Raw genomic sequence first — 19,722 nt, 5'->3', positions numbered from 1 at the left:
CGCGACTGGCCCGCTTAGAGAGACCCGTCCACTCAAACGGGGCTCAGCCCTTTCGGCCCCGGTGGTTCGCCTCCGGCAACTCAACATACGCGAGGTGCTGGTCTGCCGAATAGCAGACGATCTTGCCTTTGTGATTCTTGGTTTTCCTGAGGATCCCTGCCTCGGCGAGCTCGACGAGAGCCCTATGGGCAGCAGCGCGAGAGACTCCGTGCTCGACCGCCACCGAATCGATGGTGATCACCGGCTCTCGCGCTAAGCAGTCGAGGATTTTGAGGATGACCGAACCGGCCCTCGGGTGGATCGGTGACTTGCCGATTTCTCGGCGGAGCTCGGCGAGATCGAGGCGAACTGTCTGATCCAGCGCTTCGATGTCTTCGGCCAGGAGGACAGCGCTTGCGGCGGCCGCTTCGACCGCCTCGGCGAAGGAGATGACCCACTGATCAAGGTCGGCTGGGTCTTTGCGATACGCGTTCAGGCCACCGATATAGGCGTTCGTGTTGGCCGCGAAGACCGTGCTGATCGGCACGAGCACAGTACGGAGTGCATCGGAACGTTTGAGGACCGTGTGGACGAGCGCTCGCCCAGTTCGGCCGTTCCCGTCGGCGAAGGGATGGATCGTTTCGAACTGAGCATGGGCGATTGCGGCGCGGATGACCGGATTGCCCTCCGTGGCCGTGATGAACGCAGCCAAATTCGCGACGAGCCGTGGAACCTCAGCTGGTGGTGGAGGTACGAACTCTGCGCGCAGCGGGCTGTTGCCCGGGCCGCCCACCCAGTTCTGGGCTTCTCGCAGTCCAAAGGTAAGCCGCGGCTCGATCGAGTGCTGGAGGTCTTCGATGTCCTTGACGCTGATCGCCCGAAGTGGGTCGGCGATCTCGTCGATGGCGTTTTCAGTTGCCCGTACGTTGGCGATGACATCTAGGGCCACACGATCGCCGTACTTCAGACGCTCAGCGATAGCCAGTTTCTTCGGACTGAGTCGATTGCCCTCGATCCACGAGGAGGAGATGCTTTCGGACCGGATAAGCAGATGGTTGAGGTAGGTGCTGCCCGACGAACTGATCCGCTCGTCGAGTCGAGCGAGGACGACCGCCGCTTCCTCGGCTGCATACTGTGCTTTGGCGCCGAGTTCTGGGAGCGTGATGGCAAGCTCATCGGGCAGATATGCGCGGTATGTACCTGAGGCTCTGTTCTTCTTGCTCAGCCCGGCTGGGTTCGGAGGAGTCCATCGGAGTTCGACGGTGTAGGGCATGGGGCGACCTCCTCTCGGGATGGGCCGTAAGTGTGAACACTTCGCTTCAATATTTACTTTAGTGTATCTAAAGTAAATATTTGAAGCGAGTGTCTGACGTTGTTGATGTAGATTGCACATCTTGGTTGGACGGCTGGCATCGCAGTCCTGCCCCTCGAGCAGCTCCCGGATGTCATCGGCCGTCACCGTCTGACTGAAGGCCTGCCCGTTTGGACTGCGACCGTCGAAGGCCCCAGCGTCGGTCATGAGGGAGTCGAAGAGTTCAGCCTTCCTCTTCTGCAGGGCGAGGACCTTCTCCTCGATCGTGCCCTCGGCTCGATGAGGTCGAAGTCAAAGGGCAGTGGAAACTGAGGCGAGTGCGACGATCTTGCGAGTAGGTGACCTGGTGTCGTCGATAGCATCGCGCTATATTTGAGTGCATGGGACGGTTTCAAGCGCAGAATCCGGGCGAACTCATTCGCGAAGCGCGCCTTGATGCAGGACTTACGCAGGCACAGTTGGCGCGGCGTGCTGGATTGCGCCAACCAAGTTTGGCTCAGATGGAATCTGGGTCCCGGAACGTTTCGGAGGAAATGCTCGATCGAGTGCTCGAAGCAGCGGACTACCGGCCGTCGCTTGCTCTGGCTCAGTACTTTGACGAAATTCTCGATATTGCTGCCTCCCGAGGACTACGCAACGTAAGAGTCTTTGGCTCGGTGGCGCGTGGGGAGGACGGTTTCGACAGTGACATCGATCTTCTCGTCACTCCAGATGAAGGTATCGATCTCTTCGATCTTGCACTCTTCATGGATGACGTTCAGCGGCTCACGGGGTTCCCTGTCGACGCTGTCGTCGACAGCGGCCCGCAGCCCGCTGGCTGGGAAGTCAAACGGGAGGCGATTCCACTGTGACTGGTGAGGAGCGCTCGAACGCGCGGTTTTCTCCGCTGCCACGGTGCCGAGTGCCGAGGATCTCATCTCATGACGAGTCAAACATTCGAGAAGAGCTGAGGCGAATTCTGAATCGGGCGAAATCTGTGGCTTCCGGTGAGAGAGACGACTTCTTCGATGGAGACGCGTCTTATGACATTGCGAGCATGGTGATCAACCGGTTGGCATCGCTGACTGAGCGTTCTGAGTTTGAACCGTGGGCTCAGGTGCTCAGCCGAGATGAACTTGCTGCGATTCGAGCGATTCGGAATATCGCCGCACACGCTGGCTATGCGGTGATGAATGATGACCTGTTTTGGGACGCGGTCACTGTGCGCGTGCCCGAGATCATCGAACGGCTGCTCAGGCGCTGAACCCTTATCCCTCCAACAGCTCCCGGATGTCCTCTGCCGTCACCGTCTGGCTGAAGGCCTGCCCGTTTGGACTGCGACCGTCGAAGGCTCCGCCGTCGGTCATGAGGGAATCGAAGAGTTCGGCCTTCTTCTTCTGCAGGGCGAGGACCTTCTCCTCGATCGTGCCCTCGGCAACGTAGCGGTAGACCATGACGTTCTTCGTCTGCCCGATCCGATGGGCACGGTCGATCGCCTGATTCTCCGTCGCGGGATTCCACCACGGGTCCATGAGGAAGACATAGTCGGCCTCGGTGAGGTTGAGGCCGAACCCGCCAGCCTTGAGGCTGATGAGGAACACCGGTGCCGCACCTGTCCGGAACTCTTCGACGATTCTGCCCCGGTTCCTGGTGGAGCCGTCGAGGACGACGTAGGGAATGCCTCGGTGATCGAGGTCTTCGGCGATCTTGGTCAGGAACGACGTGAACTGGCTGAACACGATCGAGCGGTGACCTTCGGCAACGACATCCTCGAGTCGTTCCATCAGGGCCGCAAGCTTGCTCGACGGTACGCCTTCGTGTTCACCGTCGACGATGCGCGGATCCAGCGCCAGCATGCGCAGTAGAGTCAGTGAACGGAAGACGATGAAGCGCTGCTTGTCGTACTCGCTGTCGATGAACCCGAGGATCTTCTTCCGCTCCTTCTGCAGCACCCGATCGTAGAGCTTGCGATGAGCGGCATTGAGCTCGACGTTGATGACCTGCTCCTGCTTCTCCGGCAGATCCGCAGCAACGAGATCCTTGTTCCGGCGCAGCATGAACGGTCTGATCCGCTTCTGCAGGCCCTTCAAACGACCCGGGTCCTCACCAACTTCGATAGGCCGAACATACTCCTTCTCGAAACGGTGGGCGCTCGGGAACAGTCCAGGTGCTGTGATGGCGAACAGCGACCACACATCGCGCAGAGAATTCTCCATCGGCGTGCCCGTCAGGGCCAAGCGGAACGGTGCGTTGACCGACTTCGCCGCCTGATGGACCTGAGAGGAGCTGTTCTTCACGAACTGTGCCTCATCGAGGACGAACCCAGCCCATTTGAGGGCAGAGATGGGGTCTTCGTCCAGGCGCAGCATCGCATAGGACATGATGATGATATCGGCACCGGCGACCACCTCGGCGAGGGCGGTCTTCCTCTTCTGAGTCGACTCGGAAACGACACGAACGTCGAGGTCAGGGGTGAACTTCGCAGCTTCCTTCGCCCAATTGTCGACCACCGAGGTGGGGGCGACGACGAGGAACGGAAGCTCTGCCTGCGCATGAACGATCAGCGCCAGAGTCTGCAGAGTCTTGCCCAGTCCCATATCGTCGGCCAGAATCCCGCCGAGGTGGCACCTGTACAGCAGTGCCAACCACCGGAAACCCTGCACCTGATAGGGACGCATAGTGACCCCACCCAGATGTGGCACCTGGGTGGCAGGCAGGTGGTCGAGGTCGAGCAGGGCCTGTGCGGACTCCTGCCAAGACTGGGCCGGAAGCGTCTCATCGGCGAGTTCTTCGAACTCCGACCACAGCCCCACGTGCAGGCGAGTGATCTTCGGGGACTCCGGCTCCCACTCGGGGATGAGATCTGCTTCAGCCAGGAGCGCTTTGAGCTTGTCGAAGGCGGGCTTGTTCAGCGACAGGAACGTGTTGTCGACGAGCTTGATCTTCTTCGTTCCCGCAGCCAGGGCCTTGTAGAGCTTGACGAAGGGGATGGGTTTGCCATCGATGGTGATCTGGAATCCCAGGTCGAACCAGTCGTTCTTCTCCGATTCGACCGAGGTGATCGTGATGTTGGGCTCCCCGCCGAGCTCGCGATAGGGCTGCTTCTTCCCGCGCGTGATGACCTTGACGTGCTCGATCTCCTCAAGCCCAGGCAGGACGTTGACGACGAAGTCCGCAGTGTCGGCGTCCGTGAGTTCCATGTCGCGGGGGTGGCCGGGCGGTTGGGTATCGGCGAGGATCGATTCGACCTGCCTGAGGACGGAGGCCTCATGCTCGAGGTCACGGTTGTCGCGGGGACTCGGCATGGGGGTCGTTGCAGTGCTTCGACCGGCTGCGCTGCTGCGGATGGCGGAGGTGCCGAGCTTGGTCAGGGGCACCACGGGCAGGGTCCGTCTGGGTCCCGAGTACTCCCAGTACCATTGCAGACTCAGGTGGTCCTTCGCTCCGAACGCCATGAAGAGGACCAGCCGCGGGTGACTGAACTGGGGGAACTTCACTGTGTCGTCGGTGCTGACAACCTCGGCAGATGTGCGCAGCAATGGATAGTACTCCTCGAAGAACTCCTCGGACTCACTGCCCGGAATCGTGATCGGACCGGGTGATGCGAAGACGGACAGTGCGGACTGCGCCGTCGGCTTCGACGCCGGCGCCAGTGTCACGGCAAAGCCCGAATCCAGGCCGACACCGAAGAACCCATGCGTCCAGATCGGCTTAGTCAGGCCCGGGGAGAATTCGCGTTCATCAATCGTCACCCGCGGCTGTACCCGCAGCTGGCTCTTCACCCGATTGACGTCGATGATGGCCTTCGCCTCGCGTCCGATGTGCACGTGCATGCCCTGATTGACGCCGACGAGTTCGATCCCGATCTCGGTAGCCTGAGCGAACATGTCCCACAGCAGCGGAGTATGGAAGTCGCCGAGGTTGTACGGCGCCCCATCGGGTGTGAAGTCGGTTTTGTCCCGGGTGCGCAGTCCCGCGAGCTGGGTGAACCATTCCTGGTGACGGGGGTCGACGTTGAATTGCCTGGCCATGCGATCGATGGTCCGCCATGTGAGGGATTTCTTCACCCAGTTACCTGATTCGCTGAGGATCAGGGGGCGGATCGCCAGGCTGGGATCCGTGCCGGGGGAGACTGCTTGCTTCTCCAGAACCACAGAATGCTTCGGTTCGAACCACGTCCGGGCCACCACCTCGACGAGTTCGAATCCCAGGGCCACTGGCGTGTACTCCTGCGGGGCCGCCTCGGCGAGGGAGGCGAAGGCGTCGCGCCAGCCGGCGGTGGCGGCGTCGGAGGACGCGGTGGGATTCTCAGGCACCACGCCATCTTCTCATTGCCCACGGACATATCACGTGGACACTCGATGTGGACACAGTCGTTCGAGAAGAACAGACTGTTGATCATGGGCCAGGATGGGGAGCGCGAGTACAGCGACGAGCAGAAGTGGATGGTCATCAAGGGCCGGAAATGGCGCAGAACCGATCCGGAACTGCCTGAGGAGATGGTTGCAGAACTGAAAAGCCATCTCGGCACAGCGCGGAACGCTGTCCGCACCGCACAGAAGGCGGGAACGGACGAGGATGTGAGTGCTGCCCGAAATCGAGTTTCCATCGCCAAGCACGGACTCGGAGAACGGGGCGACTATTGGTGGCAGATGGACGTGGACCAGCGAATTGCGCGCGCTGAGGAATCCTTGGCCCGTCTGCGGTGACGACCGTGGAGCGGTAAGTGCGTCAGGGGTTGAACAGCTCGATCTCGTCCGGGCCGTAGTAGTCCTGTGCCCCGGCGCCAGTCCGCACGAGGTACTTTCCGGTCTTCTCATAGAGGTAGACGACGGTGCCGACACTGTGTGCCATTGCTCCGGAGGTGACCTGGACGGTATCGCCGATATTGAAATCAGTCATGGTTCAGTCTAAACATGCCGACTCGAGGAACAGGCCAATACACTGGACACAGTCAGGCAATGATGAGGCACCGACGACGCGGCGGCGAGGGGAACGGCTAGTGGGGTGGAGCACCAGTGAGTTGGCGGAGCTGACCGGGACGACGGTCAACACGATTCGGCACTATCACAAGCTCGATCTGCTCGCGGACCCCGAGCGGATGAGCAACGGGTACAAACAGTACGGACCCTCACATGTGCTCAGGCTCCTGCAGATCCGACGACTGCGCGAACTCGGAATCCCCCTGGCCGACATCAGCTCCGTTGAAGACGACCACGAAGCGCAGCAGCTCGCGCTCAAGCGGCTCGACGTCGAACTCGGGGAGAACATTGCAGAGTTGGAGAAGGCTCGTGAACAGATCGCGAAGCTGCTGCAACACGGCGCCCCAATCGACACCGCCTCCGAATTCATCGACATTGCGGCCACGATGTCCAGCCCCGATCGCAGCCTGATGTCCCTCTACTCGCGTCTCTACGATGAGGCGACGATGGCTGAGATGAAGACGATCATGACCGCGTCGACTCCCTATGACCGAGAAGTCGATGACCTCGCCGAGGATGCCGATGACGCCACTCGCGCGAGGCTGGCCGAAGCGATTGCGCCAAGTATGAAGGAGCATCTAGAGACCAACCCCTGGCTGCTCGCCCCGCACCACGGGATGCGCGGAGACGTCGCCATGGGGCAATCGGCCATCATCGGATCGATCACCGAGCTCTACAACGAAGCCCAGATCGACGTCATGCAACGAGCCTTCCTCCAGGTGTACCCGACCTTGGACGTGGCGGAAGAACACCGTGAGCGTTTCGCCGCCTTCATCAAAGCCCGCATAGCCGAGGAATCCGGCTGAGGATTTCCTGAGTTCAAACCTCAGGACTTGACCCTGTTCTGAGAACACAGTTTCCACTGGTAGTAACCAGACGGCAGAGCCCGCACCACAGCGATTCAGTCTCTGCCGACCGACTTCCAGAGGACATCATGAACACCGTCATCACCTTCTTCCAAGACCTCGCCTCCCACGTCCCCGACCTCTTGCAGCCGCTCATCATCGCGCTCGCCGGCGCAGTGCCCTTCGTCGAGGGGGAGGTCTCTGCCGTCATCGGCGTGTGGGCCGGACTCAACCCGATCGTCGCAGGCCTCGCCGGGGCCATCGGCAACTTCGTCTGCGTCACCGCCATCGTGTTGCTCGGTGCCCGGGCACGCAGGGCCGTGGTTACTCGCCGGAGCCGAACTCGGGAGAGCGTTCCCGTTGGGGTCGGAGGTCCCGGAGCAGCCATTGCCGACGAGAGCACACCTGCCGATTCGAGCACAACGGCGGAGGGCGAAGCGAGGTTCCTCGACCAGCCACCTGCCGAAAAGAAGCCCGAATCGAAGGGCCGCATCAAGTTCAAACGCTTCCTCAACCGCTTCGGAGTCCCGGGCGCGAGCCTGCTCGGCCCCCTGGCCATCCCCACCCAGATCACCTCGACAATCTTGGTCAGCGCAGGCGTCAAGACCTCCTGGATCCTGCTCTGGCAAGGGATCGCCATCGCAGCCTGGACGACCCTGACCACACTCATCGCCACCGGAGCACTCGCTGTCTTCGCCGGGTGAACATCTTCGGTGGGCAGGGGCCGATCGTCCAGTGGTCCTCAGCCGATGGAGGTGACCACGCCCATATATTTCTCACCCGGACGGACGACGTAGCACTGCTTCTTGATCACCTTCCTGCCCTGGAACTTTTGGGCGAGGGATCTGCCCAACACCCACTGCTCGCACCGTTCGAGGGTCGGGTAGTAGCCGTAGGTGGTTTTGCTCGTGCCCGCTTGCGCTGGACTGGCGCCGACCACGCTCACCGAGGCCAAGACGAGCGAGGTCACTCCGATCCCGAGCATTCTTTTCATCCTCATCGCAGTCTCCTTCTTCAGAGTTTTTCCCAGCCGGTCGGCCGGGAATACGACTGACTCTAAAGTCGATCCTTGTCTAGGTGAGACGATCGATGTACCTGGTTCGGCACGCGGTGTGACCAGCTTGGAACGACCGATCCTTCTCCTACATCTGCCGCGTAAGATGGCAGGGATGACTGATTTCGCTGCTGACAAGACTCATATCTCCTCGCCTGCCGTGCTCGGGGCGTTGCTCTTCATCGCTGCCACGGGTGGATACCTGCGCTCGACGTCTCCGTCCGCGCTCGGTCCCAAGGACCGCGAGATCCTCGCCGAGGTTGAGGTGGCCCTCCGTAATCAGCTGTCCGACGAGCCGGGTGTGAAGAAGGCCCTCGCCGAGGTGTCCGACTCCATTTCGTGCGTGCGGAGTCAGGCCGAGGCGGTGTCGCTGACCGCAGCGAAATACGAAAAGCAGCGCACTGCAGCTCTCGCACACCTGGGCGTGGCCTCAATCAAGGGCGCGAGCGTGTGGCCACCGACCAGCCAGACGGCAGTCCAGCGATTCGGTTCCTGGAACGACGCGCTCAAGGCCGCGGGCCTGGCGACCAGCTCGAGTGGCAGAGCTCGCGGTCAACTGCGCTTCGACGAGGCCGCCTACGACAAAGCCATCGCCATGTTCGTCGCTGATTGCGACGACCGTGATCTCGGCGCCACCTACAAGGCCTACGGCGAATACGCCGCCGAACACAAGGGTGAAGTGCCCTCGGCCGCGGCGGTACGGAAGTTCTACGGAAGCTGGAACGCAGCGCTCGCCTCGGCGGGGTGAGTCACCGGTCGCCATCGGCTACCCGAACCTGCAAAAGCGCGGCGCAGGTGGAGTGGTCGTGCAGGTTCGGGTAGCTGGTGGCACAAGGACCGCCCAACACCGCAAATGTGCAAATACACAATTTCGGCAACGACACCGGTGTGAATCGTCATTGTCGCGGGAGTGCTCGCACGGAAGAGTGATGACAGTCACTTCGTTCACTGTTCATCTGCCCTTCTGGAGGCACCACCATGAGTTCGCCAACTCGCACCGACGACGGATCCGTCGACAACTCGGGCGCCGGCACAGCTGCCAGCGCTCGCCTCGATCGCGCGAAGATGCGCAAGATCGCGACCGCCAGCGTCATCGGCACCACCGTGGAATGGTACGACCTGTTCCTCTTCGGCACCGCCTCGGCGCTGGTGTTCAATCAGGTGTTCTTCCCCGAGCTCTCACCGGCTTTGGGCACGATCCTTGCGTTCCTCACCTTCGCCGCAGCCTACCTGGCGCGCACGGTGGGAGCGGTCCTGTTCGGACACTTCGGCGACCGCCTCGGACGTAAGTCGATGCTGCTCGTCTCCCTCCTCGTCATGGGTGGTGCGACCCTGGCCATCGGCTTGGTGCCCGACTTCAACACGATCGGCATCGCCGCACCCTTCATCCTGCTCACCCTGCGCATCATCCAAGGGCTGGCGCTCGGCGGCGAATGGGGCGGAGCGGTTCTCATGACCGTCGAACACGCACCCGAGGAGCGTCGAGGCTGGTACGGGTCGATGGTCCAGGTGGGAGTCCCCGTGGGGACGCTGCTGGCCAACCTCGCCTTCCTCATCGTCACCGGTCTCGTGTCCGAGGAAGCACTCATCTCCTGGGGCTGGAGGGTTCCGTTCATCGCCTCCGTCCTGCTTGTCGCCGTGGGCATCTACATCCGCCTCAACATCGAAGAGACCCCGAGCTTCCAGCAGGTCCGCGAACAGGGAGCGAAGGCCAAACTGCCTTTTGCCCACCTCATGCGCCACTACTGGAAGCCCGTTATTCTCGGCGGCATCGCCACCCTGTCGACCGGGTCGACCTTCACGCTCATGGTCGCCTCCGGCGTCAACTACGGCACCCAGGAGAAGGGGCTGTCGAGTAACTTCATGCTCTGGGTCGTCCTCGTCGCCTGCATCGTCGGACTCATCTTCATCCCGGTCTTCGGCCGCCTCTCCGACAAGGTCGGACGGCGACCGATCATCGCCGCAGGAATCGCCGGCGAAGTGATCCTCGCCTTCCCGTTCTTCTGGCTCATCAACACCGGGAACGCCGCCGCAGTCTTCCTCGCCTACGGGCTGATGATGATCGCATTCTGCGCGAACTACGGTCCGATCGCGACCTTCCTCGCGGAGCTCTTCGGCGCGAAGATCCGCTACTCCGGGCTGTCCGTGTCCTACATGCTCTCGGGCCTGCTGGGCTCGGCCATCACCCCCGCGATCACCGTGTGGCTGCTCGACGTCACCGGTCAGTCCGACTCGATGGCCTGGTACATCGCCGGCTCCGCGGTCCTGTCCCTCATCGCCCTGTTCCTGCTCACGGAGAATCGGCTGCAGAGCATCGACCAGGCGGATACCGCCGAGGCGAGAGTCGATGGCGGCACGTCCGTCGAGGTGGGGGCCAAGCCTGAGGCCGTCACCGAGGTGGGGGTGGAGAACCGATGATCCGTTGCATAGAAACCGCGCCAGGTCTGGCCCCGAGCATCGGTCCGTACTCACAGGCTGTGGTCGCCAATGGGTTCGTCTTCACCACAGGTCAGGTGCCCTTCGCCGCTGACGGTGGCACCCCAGAGGCCTTCGAAGACCAGGTGAGAACGTGTCTGACTAACTTACGATCGGTTCTTGACGAGGCGGGCAGCGGGATTGACCGGGTCGTCAAGGTCAACGCCTACCTGACCGCACCCGAACAGCGGGAGCCATTCAACCGTGTCTATGCCGAATTCTTCAGTGAGGCGAAGCCGGCGCGGACCACCGTGTGCGTCTCGATCTGGGACATCTCACTCGAGGTCGAATGCGTGGCGGTTGTGGGAGACACGTCCGAAGCCAAGGGTGGGGCTGCATGAGCGCTGCGATCCCAGCTGAATTGATCGAGACACTCCGGGAGGTCGAGCTGCCGACGCTCGGTCACTTCCTCGAGGACGGGTTCTGCACTCCGCGTATGGTTCCGATCAACGAGGGGCCGCAGATGATCGGTCCGGCCCGAACGCTCGATCTGCGCGAACCCGATGCGCTCGCCGTCAACAGGGCACTGCACTCCCTGAACCCGGATGACGTTCTCGTCATCCGGGTGGCCGGTGGTCGGCATGCTCCAGTCGGTGCAGTCACTGCCGCTGCAGCGATCGCGAAGGGTGCCGCAGGCATCGTCGTCGACGGCCCCGTCACCGACTCCGAGGCGCTGCGGATCGTGCAGGACAAGCTTCCGGTCTTCGCCATGGGGCTGATCGCACGGACGACGAAACGCACCGGTAGCCTCGGCGATGATGTCCTCGACTGTGAGGTTGAGATCGGTGGCGTCACGGTGAAGCCGGGCGATCTGGTGCTCGGCGACCGGCAGGGCATACTCGTGTTGCCGCCGACGGGACCGGGAGACGAGATTCTGCAGGCGGCGTTGGCCTCCGACCGAGGCGAGTCGGCCTTACTCGCGCGAATCGCGGAGGGGGAGGACCTGCGGGAGCTGCTGCCGGGGTGACCGGTCACAGGCGTTCGCAGCTTCCGACCATAGTGTTGCAGGCCTCGTATCTTCATATGACTGTGCGCGAAAACGTGACGTTCTCCAAAGCGCACCTCCTGAAAAAGGCGCGCGTTGAAGCGAATCCGTGTGGTGTCTGCCAGTTTGTGTCAGCAGAAGTGTGGTGCGCGGGCTCTGAACCTTTATCGGCAAACTCCGAGATTGCGTTTGCTGCGTGATCGCCACTGGGATCCGGAATCAGCGACACCGCGCCATCGGTTCGTCCACCGGTACTGCACGGGCGGCGTGCGACCTCGATATAGACGTCGTAGGAATTTCGTGTTCACGCGCGGTTCCTGGCGCCAGTCTCTACGTCAACGAGCGGCACACCTCCGTGCTGTCCAGTGGAAACCGCAAGGGGGACAGAACCTCACTCGAGGAGGCGTCCTCCCTTGATGACGGAGTGAATCGAGCTGTCTGCGTCGCCCAGCACTGAAACGTCGTCCAGTGGATTGGCGTCGAGGACCAGAAGGTCGGCGGAGGCCCCTGCCGCTACCACGCCGAGGTTACCTTCCTGTCTGAGCAGTTCGGCGGCTGTGGTCGTGGCCGAGCGCAGGACTTGGTGGGAGGTCTGAACTTTGGCGCGAATGGCAAATTCCTGGCCCTGGTGTGGGTGCATTCCGCCCAGCAGATCAGAGCCGTAGGCGATCTTCACATTGTGCTCAGCTGCCAGCTTCAGCGCATCCAGGCCAGCGTAGAGGACGTCGTCGACCTTATTCTGGCTAGCTTCCGGCAGGCCGAATGCAGCGCCATCCTGCTTCAAACGCTCGTATGTCACGAGGGTGGGGACGAGGAAAGCGTTCTTCTCGAGAAGGAGGTCGACGCTCCGACGATCGATGAGGTTGCCGTGCTCGATGGAGCGAACGCCGAGTTCAAGACCGCGATTGACCGACTTCGCAGTGTAGGCGTGTCCGAGTACATACCGATTCGCCGCTTCTGCTTCTTCGACTGCTGCTCGGATCTCATCGTCTGAGAACTGAGTCGAATCGACGCGGTCGGTGGGGGAGGCCACTCCGCCTGAGAGCATAATCTTGACGTGATCCGCACCTGTGCGCAGATTTTCCCGGGCGGCTTTTCGCACCGCGTCAGCTCCATCGCAGACAATGCCGATATTCGGACAGCACAGGTGTTTGTCCATGACATGGGTTCCGGGCCCGCGCATATCTGCGTGCCCTCCGGTCTGCGACAGCGCCTTGCCGCCGAAGAACAGCCGCGGCGCAGGGAAGAGATTCTCGCGCGCTGCCGCCGCAATACCGAAGTCTGCGCCTCCGGCATCACGGACGGTGGTGAAACCGCGACCGAGCATGTCTCCCATCAGGCGTGCGGCCTGGGCGCCGAGGTAGTAGGGCGATTGATCACCCAGGTTGCCGAGGTTCGCGGTGGCGGCCAAGACATGGACGTGAGCGTCGATCAGCCCGGGGGAGACGATTCTGCCTTCGGCATCGAAGCAGTCGGACCCCGAAGGAGGGCCGCTTCCGCCGACCTCGATGATCTGCTCGCCATTGATGGTCACTGTCGTCGGCTCGGATATCGTTGCCGTATCCACGTCGAGGACCCGCGCGTTGGTGATCGTGCTGATGCCCTGACCGAGATGCATTCCGTGTCTCCTTCATTGGATCCGATTAGGATGATGGGCCCAGAGTAGATGAAATGCAACATTTTTTGCAATGGAGGTCCGAACTGTGAGCAGCTTCTCCGAGTGGGTCGACACTCTTCGATCGGCTGCACGGCTGACGCGTGCGACGAAGACGATACTGGGTGTGATCAAGACGGACCCGGAAGAGGCCGCATACTGCTCTGCCCAAGCTCTTGCTGACATGGCACAGGTGAATGTCGCAACTGTCGTTCGGGCCGCTCAGTCTCTCGGATACTCCGGCTGGCCGGCCTTCTCCGCCGAAATCCGCACCCGCTATCTGGCGTCGCTGAGCCCACGCAGTTTGTATCTGCACAATCGAAGTCAAGGGCTGTTGGCGACCACGATCGACAAGGACATCGAACTGCTCGAACGCATGCGCGATGGTCTCGATGAGAGCACTTTGAACAGAATGAGCGAGCGCATCATCGCCTCCGAGTCCACGGGTGTGTTCGCGACAGGCTCCTACGCCGCCCCCGGCATGCAGCTGTCGCATGTGGCCCAGATGCTCGGCTACCGAGTGCGTCTGCACTCGGGCTCCGTGACGTCGATGGTCAACGAGGTCAATCTCCTCACCTCGCATGACTGCTTCCTTGCAATCACCCTGTGGAAGTCCTCCCGTGCCGTGGTGCAGCTGGCCGAGGTCGCGCGTGAGCAGGGAACCACGGTCCTCGTCATTGCCGATCGACAGACTGCGTTGACCGACATTGCCGACGAGTATGTCCTCGTGCCCGCCGAGTCCTCTGAGCTGATCTCATCGCTCGTGTGTGCAACCAGCGCCGTCCAGTACCTGCTGGGGTGCCTTGCCCGACATGACGAGGAGCGGACCCAGAGCATGCTCGGACGCATCGACGACCTCTGGGGAGCCACCTCGGCGATTGCCGAAGAATGAGACGTTTGCAAAATATGTTGCATTCACCTGTGCTCATCGTTGAGAATCGTGGTCAGCGCATCTGTGCTCCACGACACAAGGGAAACCTATGAACCTCACATTCGTCATCGTCCTCATCGCCTACGTGGCGATCATGATCGCCATCGCTGCGTGGTTCGGTCGCGCTTCTGCCATGAAGGACGGCGAGGACTTCGTCCTGGCGGGCAAATCCCTGCCCACCTGGGTTCTCGCCGGGACCCTGCTGGCGACCTTCGTCGGCTCCGGTTCGATCATCGGCGGAGCGAACTTCATCTTCAGCAATGGTCCGCTGGCGGGGATTCTGTTCTTCGGCGGCACCTTCTGCGGGATCATCGTCCTGTACTTCATCGCTCCCAAAGTCCGGAGAAACGGGTTCCGCACCGTCCCGGAACTGTTCGAATCCAAGTTCGGCAGACCGGTTCGCGTTTCAGGCACCATTGTCGTCCTCGTGGCGTTTATCGGCATCACCGCGTACCAATTCACCGGAGCCGGTTACATCCTCACTCTCATCACGCCGCTGAGCACAACCCAAGCGACGATCGTCGCCACGGTGCTCATCACGTTCTTGTCGCTGTCAGGCGGGCTGAAGTCTGTAGCCTGGACCGACTTCCTCTCGGCCGTTCTCATTGTGATTGCACTGCTTGGAGCTCTCGTCTGGGTATTCCTCAACGATCTCGGCGGATTCGGCAGTTACGTCGAACGGCTGGACCCCGCGTTCAAGTCCTTCACTGGTGTACTCACACCATGGCAGATCCTTGGCTACTTTCTGCCCCTGTTCCTCCTCATCCTCGGAGATCAGAACATGCACCAACGCCTCGCATCGGCCCGCTCTCCCAAAGTCGCCCGCAACGCGACGATTCTGTTCTTCATCGGAGCTGCGCTGATCGTTGCACCGATCATTCTGCTTGCCTCAGGCTCATCCATCCTGATGCCTGCGATCAACCCGGACATGGCTGTCCTCGCCCTCGCAGAAGGCCAGTTCACGCCCGCGGGCATCGGTGCCGTACTCCTCGTGGCTGCGCTTGCGCTCATCATCACCACCGGGTCGTCCTATCTCCTGACTTGTTCCGGCAACGTCGTCTACGATCTTGTATTCATCAATGACAAGGAACGAGGAAACTCCAAGAAGGGGGTCCTGGTCGGCAGGGCTTCTGTTCTTGCGATCGCGATCTTGGGCTTCATCATGGTTCAGTTCTTCGAATCTGTGCTCGCTCTTCAGATGTACGCCTATACGATGTATGGCGCCGCGATCACCCCGACGGTTCTGGCCGCCCTGTTCTGGAAACGAGTCACGGCAGCCGGCGCATTGTCGTCAATGGTCACAGGTGGCGTCGTGACGGTTCTCTGGGAGGTCAGTGGCAGATCCGAGGACATCAATTCCGTCATTCCCGCGCTGCCTGCAGCTATCGCTGTCCTCATCGTGGTCAGCCTGCTGACCAAACCAGCCGCTGCTCGGAGGAAATCACCTGAGACGGACAGCAGGGTTGTGCGCGAGTTGTAGCAGCAGCCTCAGAGCGTACCTGCTCCAGCCACCTGAACCTGCATAAGCGTCGTGCAGTTGGAGTGGTCTTGCAGGTTTGGGTAGCTGAGATCACCGCGTCGCGGCAAACGCCTCCAGACGGTCGCACGCTGTCTCGATGGTCTCCGGCGACACCGCGAAGGTCAGGCGCAGGTAGCCTTCTCCTGCAGGTCCGAAGGCCGATCCGGGAATTGTGGCCAGGTTGTGTTTCTCAAGCAGTGCGATCGCGAGTTCCCAAGAACTCAGGCCCCACTCCGTGATGTTGACGAAGGCATAGAAGGTGGCTTCGGGTCGGATGACGTGCAGCCCGTCGATGGCGTTGATGCGATCGATGAGGATCTCGCGCCGTTCGGCATAGGACTTGACCATCATGGCGACGTCCGTCTGCGGTCCCTCGATCGCGGCGACCGCAGCCTCCTGAACGAATCCCGGCAGGCTCGAGGTCAGCCCCTCCTGGAGCAGAGACATCGGCGCGATGAGGTCCTCACCTCCGATGACGAAGCCGCAGCGCCACCCGGTCATCGCATAGGTCTTCGAGAAGCTGCCGATGGCCAGGAACCGGTCGAAGTCCGGACGCACCTCGGCGATGGAGGCGAACTCGGCGTCGTCGAAGACCATCTCGTCGTAGACCTCGTCGGAGATGACGGTGAAGCCATGGTTGTCGGCGAGCTCGGCGATCCGATCGAGCTCGATGCGGTCCATGACCGAACCGAGTGGGTTCGAGGGGCTGTTGATGATCACCGCCGCGGTCTTGTCGCTGATGGCAGCTTTGACATCTGCGGCGCGGAGTTTGAAGTCGTTGTCCTCTTGCACTGGAACTGACACGGCGACCCCGCCGAGGCGGTGGACCTGTCCCATATAGTTCGGGAAGCTGGGATCGGGAATGATCACTTCTTCGCCCGGGGAGACGGTGATGTCGAGGGCGAAAGTCAGCGCTTCCATGGCACCGAAGGAGACCATGACGTTCTCCTGCCCGATGCCGCGATCCCAGCGGCCGGAGTACTTGCGGGCGATCGCGCTGCGTAATTCGGGGATGCCGGCATTGGCGACATAGCGGGTGTTGTTGTTCTCGATGGCTCTGATACCGGCGGCCTTGATGTGCTCCGGGGTGTTGAAGTCCGGCTCGCCGACAGTCAGCTTCACCGCGTCAGGGAAGTCGAGCGCGAGATTGAACATCTTGCGGATGCTCGAGGCCGGGTAATTCTCGGCCACGGGTGTGATGCGCCGGTACGTGCGGGTCATTGGGGGCCTACTTTCGTGTGTGGTTGCAGCTTCGGCTAGCCAGTGGTCGACGGGTCGATCTCTATTCGTGCAGGCCGGCCAGGCGGGAGCCGAACTGGGCGAGCAAGCTCGTCTTCTTCGCGCCAGTGATGCGTTCCCATTCGTCGGCGATGTTGAAGATCTTGTACATCGAGCGGATGCCCAGCCAGCGGATCGGCTCGGGCTCCCACTGTCCGGAGAAATGATCGTTCCAGGGCAGTGCGGTCAGCGGCGTGGCGGCTCCAGAGGCCCGGTCGAGCAGCGTCTTCGCCGCCAGATGCGTCGCCGTCACTCCATGTCCGGCGTAGCCGCGGGCTACTCCGATGCGCTGGTCGGTATCGAAGAAGATGCCGGTGCACCAGTCCCGAGTCACGCCGAGGGCGCCACGCCACGCATGGGCGACCTCGAACTCAAGGTCGGGGAAGAGCGAGGACAGGCGCGCACTCAACGCATCGACCACCTCGGCGGGGACTTGGCCGTCACCCGGCAGGCCGGATCCGAACTCGTAGGGTGCGCCGCGACCGCCCAGAGCGATCCGATCATCGTCAGTACGCTGAGCGTAGATGAAGGTGTGCGCGGTGTCGCCCAGGCATTCCCGGCCGTCCCAGCCGATGGCATCCCACGCCGAGGCGGGGAGCGGGTCGGTCGCAATCATCGACGAGAACACGGGGATGACTTGACGTCCTTCCAATCCTGGAAGATCACCGGTGACGGTGTCCGAGTACCCCTCGAGGCAGACGAAGATCGTGTCCCCGGTGACAGGCCCCCGATCGGTGGCGACGACACCCTTGCCGATATGACCCGCCGAGGTGTCTTCGCAGATCGTGACTCCCTGCTTCCGGAGGACGTCGGCCAGTCCACGTGTGAGCAGGGCCGGGTCGATGCGCGCTGTGCCCGGGAAGAAGACACTGCCGCGAGCGTTGTCGACGTTGATGTGTGCCTTGGTCGCCTCGGCATCGAGGAACTGCATGTCCTCGGGCCCGTACCCGTACTGTTCGTCGCCGTCGAAGAGTTCGCGCAGCCGGGACATTCCGGCCTCGGTTTGGGCGATGTCGATGTGACCGCCGCGGACCTGATGGGCGTCGATGTTCTCCCGTTCCAGGACCTCGAGCACTTCGTCGATCGAGTCGAAGAGCGCGGATTGGAAGGACCTCACGGACTCGACTCCAGTCAGTCCTGCCGAGCCGACCGGGCCGGTGGGATCAGCAGTGCGGGCACGGTCGACCGCCTCGGCGTATTTGGCTCTGTTGCCGGGCATCAGCGTCGAGAGCCAGCCGCCGTTGCGACCCGAGGCCCCGTAGCCGATGTGCTTGGCCTCGACGATGGTGATCTGCCAGTCGGGGTGAGCCTGGCGGGCGTAGTAGGCCGACCACAGGCCCGTCATACCGCCGCCGACGATGACGAGGTCCTGCTTGTCGGTGGGGGGTGGGGAGGGTGAGGTGGTCTCGGGCGGTGACTGGGTCAGCCAGTGGGAGGCCTCGCCGTTGAGGTAGGACATGGAATCAGTTCTATCCCACCGCTGGAGCTAAGTAAATGGTTGCTGGGCGGCGTATTGCCATATGGAATCCGTGACGACCGGTTCTGATTCTATGGGTGCTGTCGTGCGCACGGCAGTCGTGCTGCATACACTGAGTTCATGAGCGCAATGAAGCCGATTCGCACGCACGATTTTGCACTTGACCACGAGCCCTTCGAGGACTGGCAGCGGGTGGATGCGACTGCCGACGCAACCACAGCCTTCGCCGAACTCGGCACGATTGCTGGAGTCGACTACGGACTGTGGGAGATGAGTGCCGGGGCCATGCGGGACGTCGAGGGCGATGAAGTCTTCATCGTCATCAGCGGCACCGGCCGCATCGAATTCGACGAACCGGACCTGCCGCCGATTGAGCTCTCATCAGGCACATTGGTCCGCCTCGAAGACGGTATGAAGACTCGCTGGTACGTCGACGAAGCACCACTGCGAAAGCTGTTCATTGCACCCAGCGAGGATTGAGTCTGCGCTGAGATTCAGGCTCCGGTTTGGTGCCGCACCCACACGTTGGGTTCGGTATAGACCGCGGTGCCATGTTCGACATCGCAGAGTACCGGCGTGAGCGCCTGCGGGACGTTGACCGGCCCCGAAATATCCATGGGCAGATCAGTCCAGAGGCGCCATTCAGCAAGTGTTCCGGCGATGACCATCGAGCGATGCGCCACGCTGTCGATCATTCCACCTGCGCGTATATGGGTGCGCAGCCACGGGTCGACAGGCAGGCCGTCCTCCCTTGTGCGATCAGCGTAGGAAGTCATCGGCTCGTGGATGTCGTGCTTGCCATTGGGGCGGACCGGAACGACCACCTCGGCGAATCCCTGATCCTTCGCATGCTCTCGCAGCGCGGTGAGGATCTTTCCGGACAACCCCAGCCCTTGCTTGTCAGAACGCACGAAGATCTCGAGGGCGGCCAACATGTTCGGCACCTCACCCAGGACCTTTGCCTGGATGCCGCGTCGGATCGCCCAGTCCCATCCGTCTTCGGGCAGGCGCTCGCCCTGGAACCGCAAGGGAATCGCATGTGCCTTGCCCACGATCCCGTCCGCGGAGGTGTGGGCGATGAGCAGGTGATCAGCGAACTGGGCGAGAACGTCCCGCTGATAGTAGAGGTCGCCGAGCGGATCGTTCCGGATGAATTCCGGCCACGTATTCTCCAGGTCGAGGAGCTCGTCCTTGAGGTCCGGGCGCTGAGCCAATGTGAAAATCGTGAGGTCCATGGCCGCCAGTCTAGGCA

20 protein-coding genes are annotated in these 19,722 nt (G+C 61.8%); 12 read left to right on the top strand and 8 right to left on the bottom strand.

From position 1 onward, the window contains the following. Positions 1-43: 43 nt before the first annotated feature. Positions 44-1,252 carry a Fic family protein gene (locus JFC13_RS11230; protein WP_198397166.1) on the bottom strand — a complete coding sequence of 403 codons (1,209 nt, stop codon included), beginning with the start codon at positions 1,250-1,252 and terminating at the stop codon, positions 44-46. Positions 1,253-1,671: 419 nt separating this feature from the next. Between JFC13_RS11230 and JFC13_RS11225 the strand changes: the two genes are divergently transcribed. Both JFC13_RS11225 and JFC13_RS11220 read left to right on the top strand, forming a co-directional pair. Further along, positions 1,672-2,142 carry a helix-turn-helix domain-containing protein gene (locus tag JFC13_RS11225; protein ID WP_198397165.1) on the top strand — a complete coding sequence of 157 codons (471 nt, stop codon included), beginning with the start codon at positions 1,672-1,674 and terminating at the stop codon, positions 2,140-2,142. A 185-nt stretch (positions 2,143-2,327) separates the two neighbouring features. Next, positions 2,328-2,534, top strand: coding sequence for a ribonuclease HepT family protein (locus JFC13_RS11220; RefSeq protein WP_198397164.1), 207 nt, complete (start codon positions 2,328-2,330; stop codon positions 2,532-2,534). Between the two features lie 4 nt (positions 2,535-2,538). Here JFC13_RS11220 and JFC13_RS11215 read toward each other — a convergent pair whose 3' ends face one another. After that, positions 2,539-5,586, bottom strand: coding sequence for a DEAD/DEAH box helicase (locus JFC13_RS11215; RefSeq protein WP_198397163.1), 3,048 nt, complete (start codon positions 5,584-5,586; stop codon positions 2,539-2,541). 45 nt (positions 5,587-5,631) lie between these two features. On the opposite strand from JFC13_RS11215, the gene JFC13_RS11210 reads away from it, so the two are divergent. Continuing rightward, positions 5,632-5,979 carry a biopolymer transporter Tol gene (locus JFC13_RS11210; RefSeq protein ID WP_232488526.1) on the top strand — a complete coding sequence of 116 codons (348 nt, stop codon included), beginning with the start codon at positions 5,632-5,634 and terminating at the stop codon, positions 5,977-5,979. Between the two features lie 22 nt (positions 5,980-6,001). On the opposite strand, the gene JFC13_RS11205 is transcribed toward JFC13_RS11210, so the two are convergent. Next, complete coding sequence (locus JFC13_RS11205) at positions 6,002-6,172, bottom strand: KOW domain-containing RNA-binding protein (RefSeq protein WP_198397162.1); 171 nt, start codon at positions 6,170-6,172, stop codon at positions 6,002-6,004. A gap of 121 nt (positions 6,173-6,293) precedes the next feature. Here JFC13_RS11205 and JFC13_RS11200 point away from each other — a divergent pair, with 121 nt between their 5' ends. Together JFC13_RS11200 and JFC13_RS11195 are read left to right on the top strand one after the other, a co-directional pair. Further along, positions 6,294-7,058 (top strand): MerR family transcriptional regulator, encoded by a 765-nt coding sequence (locus JFC13_RS11200; RefSeq protein ID WP_198397161.1) that lies wholly within the window; start codon positions 6,294-6,296, stop codon positions 7,056-7,058. A 128-nt stretch (positions 7,059-7,186) separates the two neighbouring features. Next, entirely contained in the window at positions 7,187-7,801 is a 615-nt protein-coding gene (locus JFC13_RS11195) for a small multidrug efflux protein (RefSeq protein ID WP_198397160.1), read from the top strand. A 38-nt stretch (positions 7,802-7,839) separates the two neighbouring features. On the opposite strand, the gene JFC13_RS11190 is transcribed toward JFC13_RS11195, so the two are convergent. After that, a complete protein-coding gene (locus JFC13_RS11190; RefSeq protein WP_125240327.1) occupies positions 7,840-8,097 on the bottom strand; it encodes a hypothetical protein in 258 nt (85 codons plus the stop codon). 169 nt (positions 8,098-8,266) lie between these two features. Between JFC13_RS11190 and JFC13_RS11185 the strand changes: the two genes are divergently transcribed. The 4 genes from JFC13_RS11185 to JFC13_RS11170 all read left to right on the top strand — a co-directional run bounded on the left by JFC13_RS11185 (position 8,267) and on the right by JFC13_RS11170 (position 11,593). After that, positions 8,267-8,899 carry a homing endonuclease associated repeat-containing protein gene (locus JFC13_RS11185; protein ID WP_232488525.1) on the top strand — a complete coding sequence of 211 codons (633 nt, stop codon included), beginning with the start codon at positions 8,267-8,269 and terminating at the stop codon, positions 8,897-8,899. A 230-nt stretch (positions 8,900-9,129) separates the two neighbouring features. Continuing rightward, positions 9,130-10,569: an MFS transporter gene (locus JFC13_RS11180; RefSeq protein ID WP_198397158.1), complete on the top strand. Its 1,440-nt coding sequence runs from the start codon at positions 9,130-9,132 to the stop codon at positions 10,567-10,569. After that, positions 10,566-10,967 carry a RidA family protein gene (locus JFC13_RS11175; protein WP_198397157.1) on the top strand — a complete coding sequence of 134 codons (402 nt, stop codon included), beginning with the start codon at positions 10,566-10,568 and terminating at the stop codon, positions 10,965-10,967. Before JFC13_RS11180 ends, JFC13_RS11175 begins: the two co-directional genes overlap by 4 nt. Next, positions 10,964-11,593 (top strand): RraA family protein, encoded by a 630-nt coding sequence (locus JFC13_RS11170; RefSeq protein ID WP_232488524.1) that lies wholly within the window; start codon positions 10,964-10,966, stop codon positions 11,591-11,593. The genes JFC13_RS11175 and JFC13_RS11170 overlap by 4 nt, the downstream gene beginning before the upstream one ends. A 409-nt stretch (positions 11,594-12,002) precedes the next feature. Here JFC13_RS11170 and JFC13_RS11165 read toward each other — a convergent pair whose 3' ends face one another. Then, the gene (locus JFC13_RS11165; RefSeq protein WP_198397156.1) at positions 12,003-13,229 is read right to left on the bottom strand and encodes a metal-dependent hydrolase family protein; all 1,227 of its coding nucleotides are present in this window, start codon (positions 13,227-13,229) and stop codon (positions 12,003-12,005) included. An 85-nt stretch (positions 13,230-13,314) separates the two neighbouring features. Here JFC13_RS11165 and JFC13_RS11160 point away from each other — a divergent pair, with 85 nt between their 5' ends. Beyond that, positions 13,315-14,157: a MurR/RpiR family transcriptional regulator gene (locus JFC13_RS11160; RefSeq protein ID WP_198397155.1), complete on the top strand. Its 843-nt coding sequence runs from the start codon at positions 13,315-13,317 to the stop codon at positions 14,155-14,157. Between the two features lie 88 nt (positions 14,158-14,245). Continuing rightward, positions 14,246-15,676, top strand: a complete 1,431-nt coding sequence (locus JFC13_RS11155) for a sodium:solute symporter family protein (protein ID WP_198397154.1) — start codon at positions 14,246-14,248, stop codon at positions 15,674-15,676. 90 nt (positions 15,677-15,766) lie between these two features. Here the strand turns inward: JFC13_RS11155 and JFC13_RS11150 are convergent, their stop codons facing one another. Continuing rightward, complete coding sequence (locus JFC13_RS11150; protein WP_198397153.1) at positions 15,767-16,936, bottom strand: pyridoxal phosphate-dependent aminotransferase; 1,170 nt, start codon at positions 16,934-16,936, stop codon at positions 15,767-15,769. A 61-nt stretch (positions 16,937-16,997) separates the two neighbouring features. After that, positions 16,998-18,452, bottom strand: a complete 1,455-nt coding sequence (locus tag JFC13_RS11145) for an NAD(P)/FAD-dependent oxidoreductase (RefSeq protein WP_198397152.1) — start codon at positions 18,450-18,452, stop codon at positions 16,998-17,000. Between the two features lie 138 nt (positions 18,453-18,590). On the opposite strand from JFC13_RS11145, the gene JFC13_RS11140 reads away from it, so the two are divergent. Continuing rightward, on the top strand, positions 18,591-18,950 hold the full coding sequence (locus tag JFC13_RS11140; protein ID WP_232488522.1) for a cupin domain-containing protein: 360 nt from the start codon (positions 18,591-18,593) through the stop codon (positions 18,948-18,950). Between the two features lie 14 nt (positions 18,951-18,964). Here JFC13_RS11140 and JFC13_RS11135 read toward each other — a convergent pair whose 3' ends face one another. Continuing rightward, positions 18,965-19,705, bottom strand: coding sequence for an N-acetyltransferase (locus JFC13_RS11135; RefSeq protein ID WP_232488521.1), 741 nt, complete (start codon positions 19,703-19,705; stop codon positions 18,965-18,967). Positions 19,706-19,722: the final 17 nt, after the last annotated feature.

Source organism: Brevibacterium antiquum, assembly GCF_016107655.1.
In the GTDB taxonomy this organism is placed as follows: Bacteria; Actinomycetota; Actinomycetes; order Actinomycetales; family Brevibacteriaceae; genus Brevibacterium; species Brevibacterium antiquum.
This window is presented reverse-complemented; position numbering and strand designations above follow the sequence as displayed.

Excerpts from the sequence above, each read along its gene's own strand:
- JFC13_RS11230 (WP_198397166.1), bottom strand. The coding sequence starts at position 1,252 with ATGCCCTACACCGTCGAACTCCGATGGACTCCTCCGAACCCAGCCGGG.
- JFC13_RS11225 (WP_198397165.1), top strand. The coding sequence starts at position 1,672 with ATGGGACGGTTTCAAGCGCAGAATCCGGGCGAACTCATTCGCGAAGCG.
- JFC13_RS11220 (WP_198397164.1), top strand. The coding sequence starts at position 2,328 with ATGGTGATCAACCGGTTGGCATCGCTGACTGAGCGTTCTGAGTTTGAA.
- JFC13_RS11210 (WP_232488526.1), top strand. The coding sequence starts at position 5,632 with ATGTGGACACAGTCGTTCGAGAAGAACAGACTGTTGATCATGGGCCAG.
- JFC13_RS11205 (WP_198397162.1), bottom strand. The coding sequence starts at position 6,172 with ATGACTGATTTCAATATCGGCGATACCGTCCAGGTCACCTCCGGAGCA.
- JFC13_RS11195 (WP_198397160.1), top strand. The coding sequence starts at position 7,187 with ATGAACACCGTCATCACCTTCTTCCAAGACCTCGCCTCCCACGTCCCC.
- JFC13_RS11190 (WP_125240327.1), bottom strand. The coding sequence starts at position 8,097 with ATGAGGATGAAAAGAATGCTCGGGATCGGAGTGACCTCGCTCGTCTTG.
- JFC13_RS11185 (WP_232488525.1), top strand. The coding sequence starts at position 8,267 with ATGACTGATTTCGCTGCTGACAAGACTCATATCTCCTCGCCTGCCGTG.
- JFC13_RS11180 (WP_198397158.1), top strand. The coding sequence starts at position 9,130 with ATGAGTTCGCCAACTCGCACCGACGACGGATCCGTCGACAACTCGGGC.
- JFC13_RS11175 (WP_198397157.1), top strand. The coding sequence starts at position 10,566 with ATGATCCGTTGCATAGAAACCGCGCCAGGTCTGGCCCCGAGCATCGGT.
- JFC13_RS11170 (WP_232488524.1), top strand. The coding sequence starts at position 10,964 with ATGAGCGCTGCGATCCCAGCTGAATTGATCGAGACACTCCGGGAGGTC.
- JFC13_RS11165 (WP_198397156.1), bottom strand. The coding sequence starts at position 13,229 with ATGCATCTCGGTCAGGGCATCAGCACGATCACCAACGCGCGGGTCCTC.
- JFC13_RS11155 (WP_198397154.1), top strand. The coding sequence starts at position 14,246 with ATGAACCTCACATTCGTCATCGTCCTCATCGCCTACGTGGCGATCATG.
- JFC13_RS11150 (WP_198397153.1), bottom strand. The coding sequence starts at position 16,936 with ATGACCCGCACGTACCGGCGCATCACACCCGTGGCCGAGAATTACCCG.
- JFC13_RS11145 (WP_198397152.1), bottom strand. The coding sequence starts at position 18,452 with ATGTCCTACCTCAACGGCGAGGCCTCCCACTGGCTGACCCAGTCACCG.
- JFC13_RS11140 (WP_232488522.1), top strand. The coding sequence starts at position 18,591 with ATGAGCGCAATGAAGCCGATTCGCACGCACGATTTTGCACTTGACCAC.
- JFC13_RS11135 (WP_232488521.1), bottom strand. The coding sequence starts at position 19,705 with ATGGACCTCACGATTTTCACATTGGCTCAGCGCCCGGACCTCAAGGAC.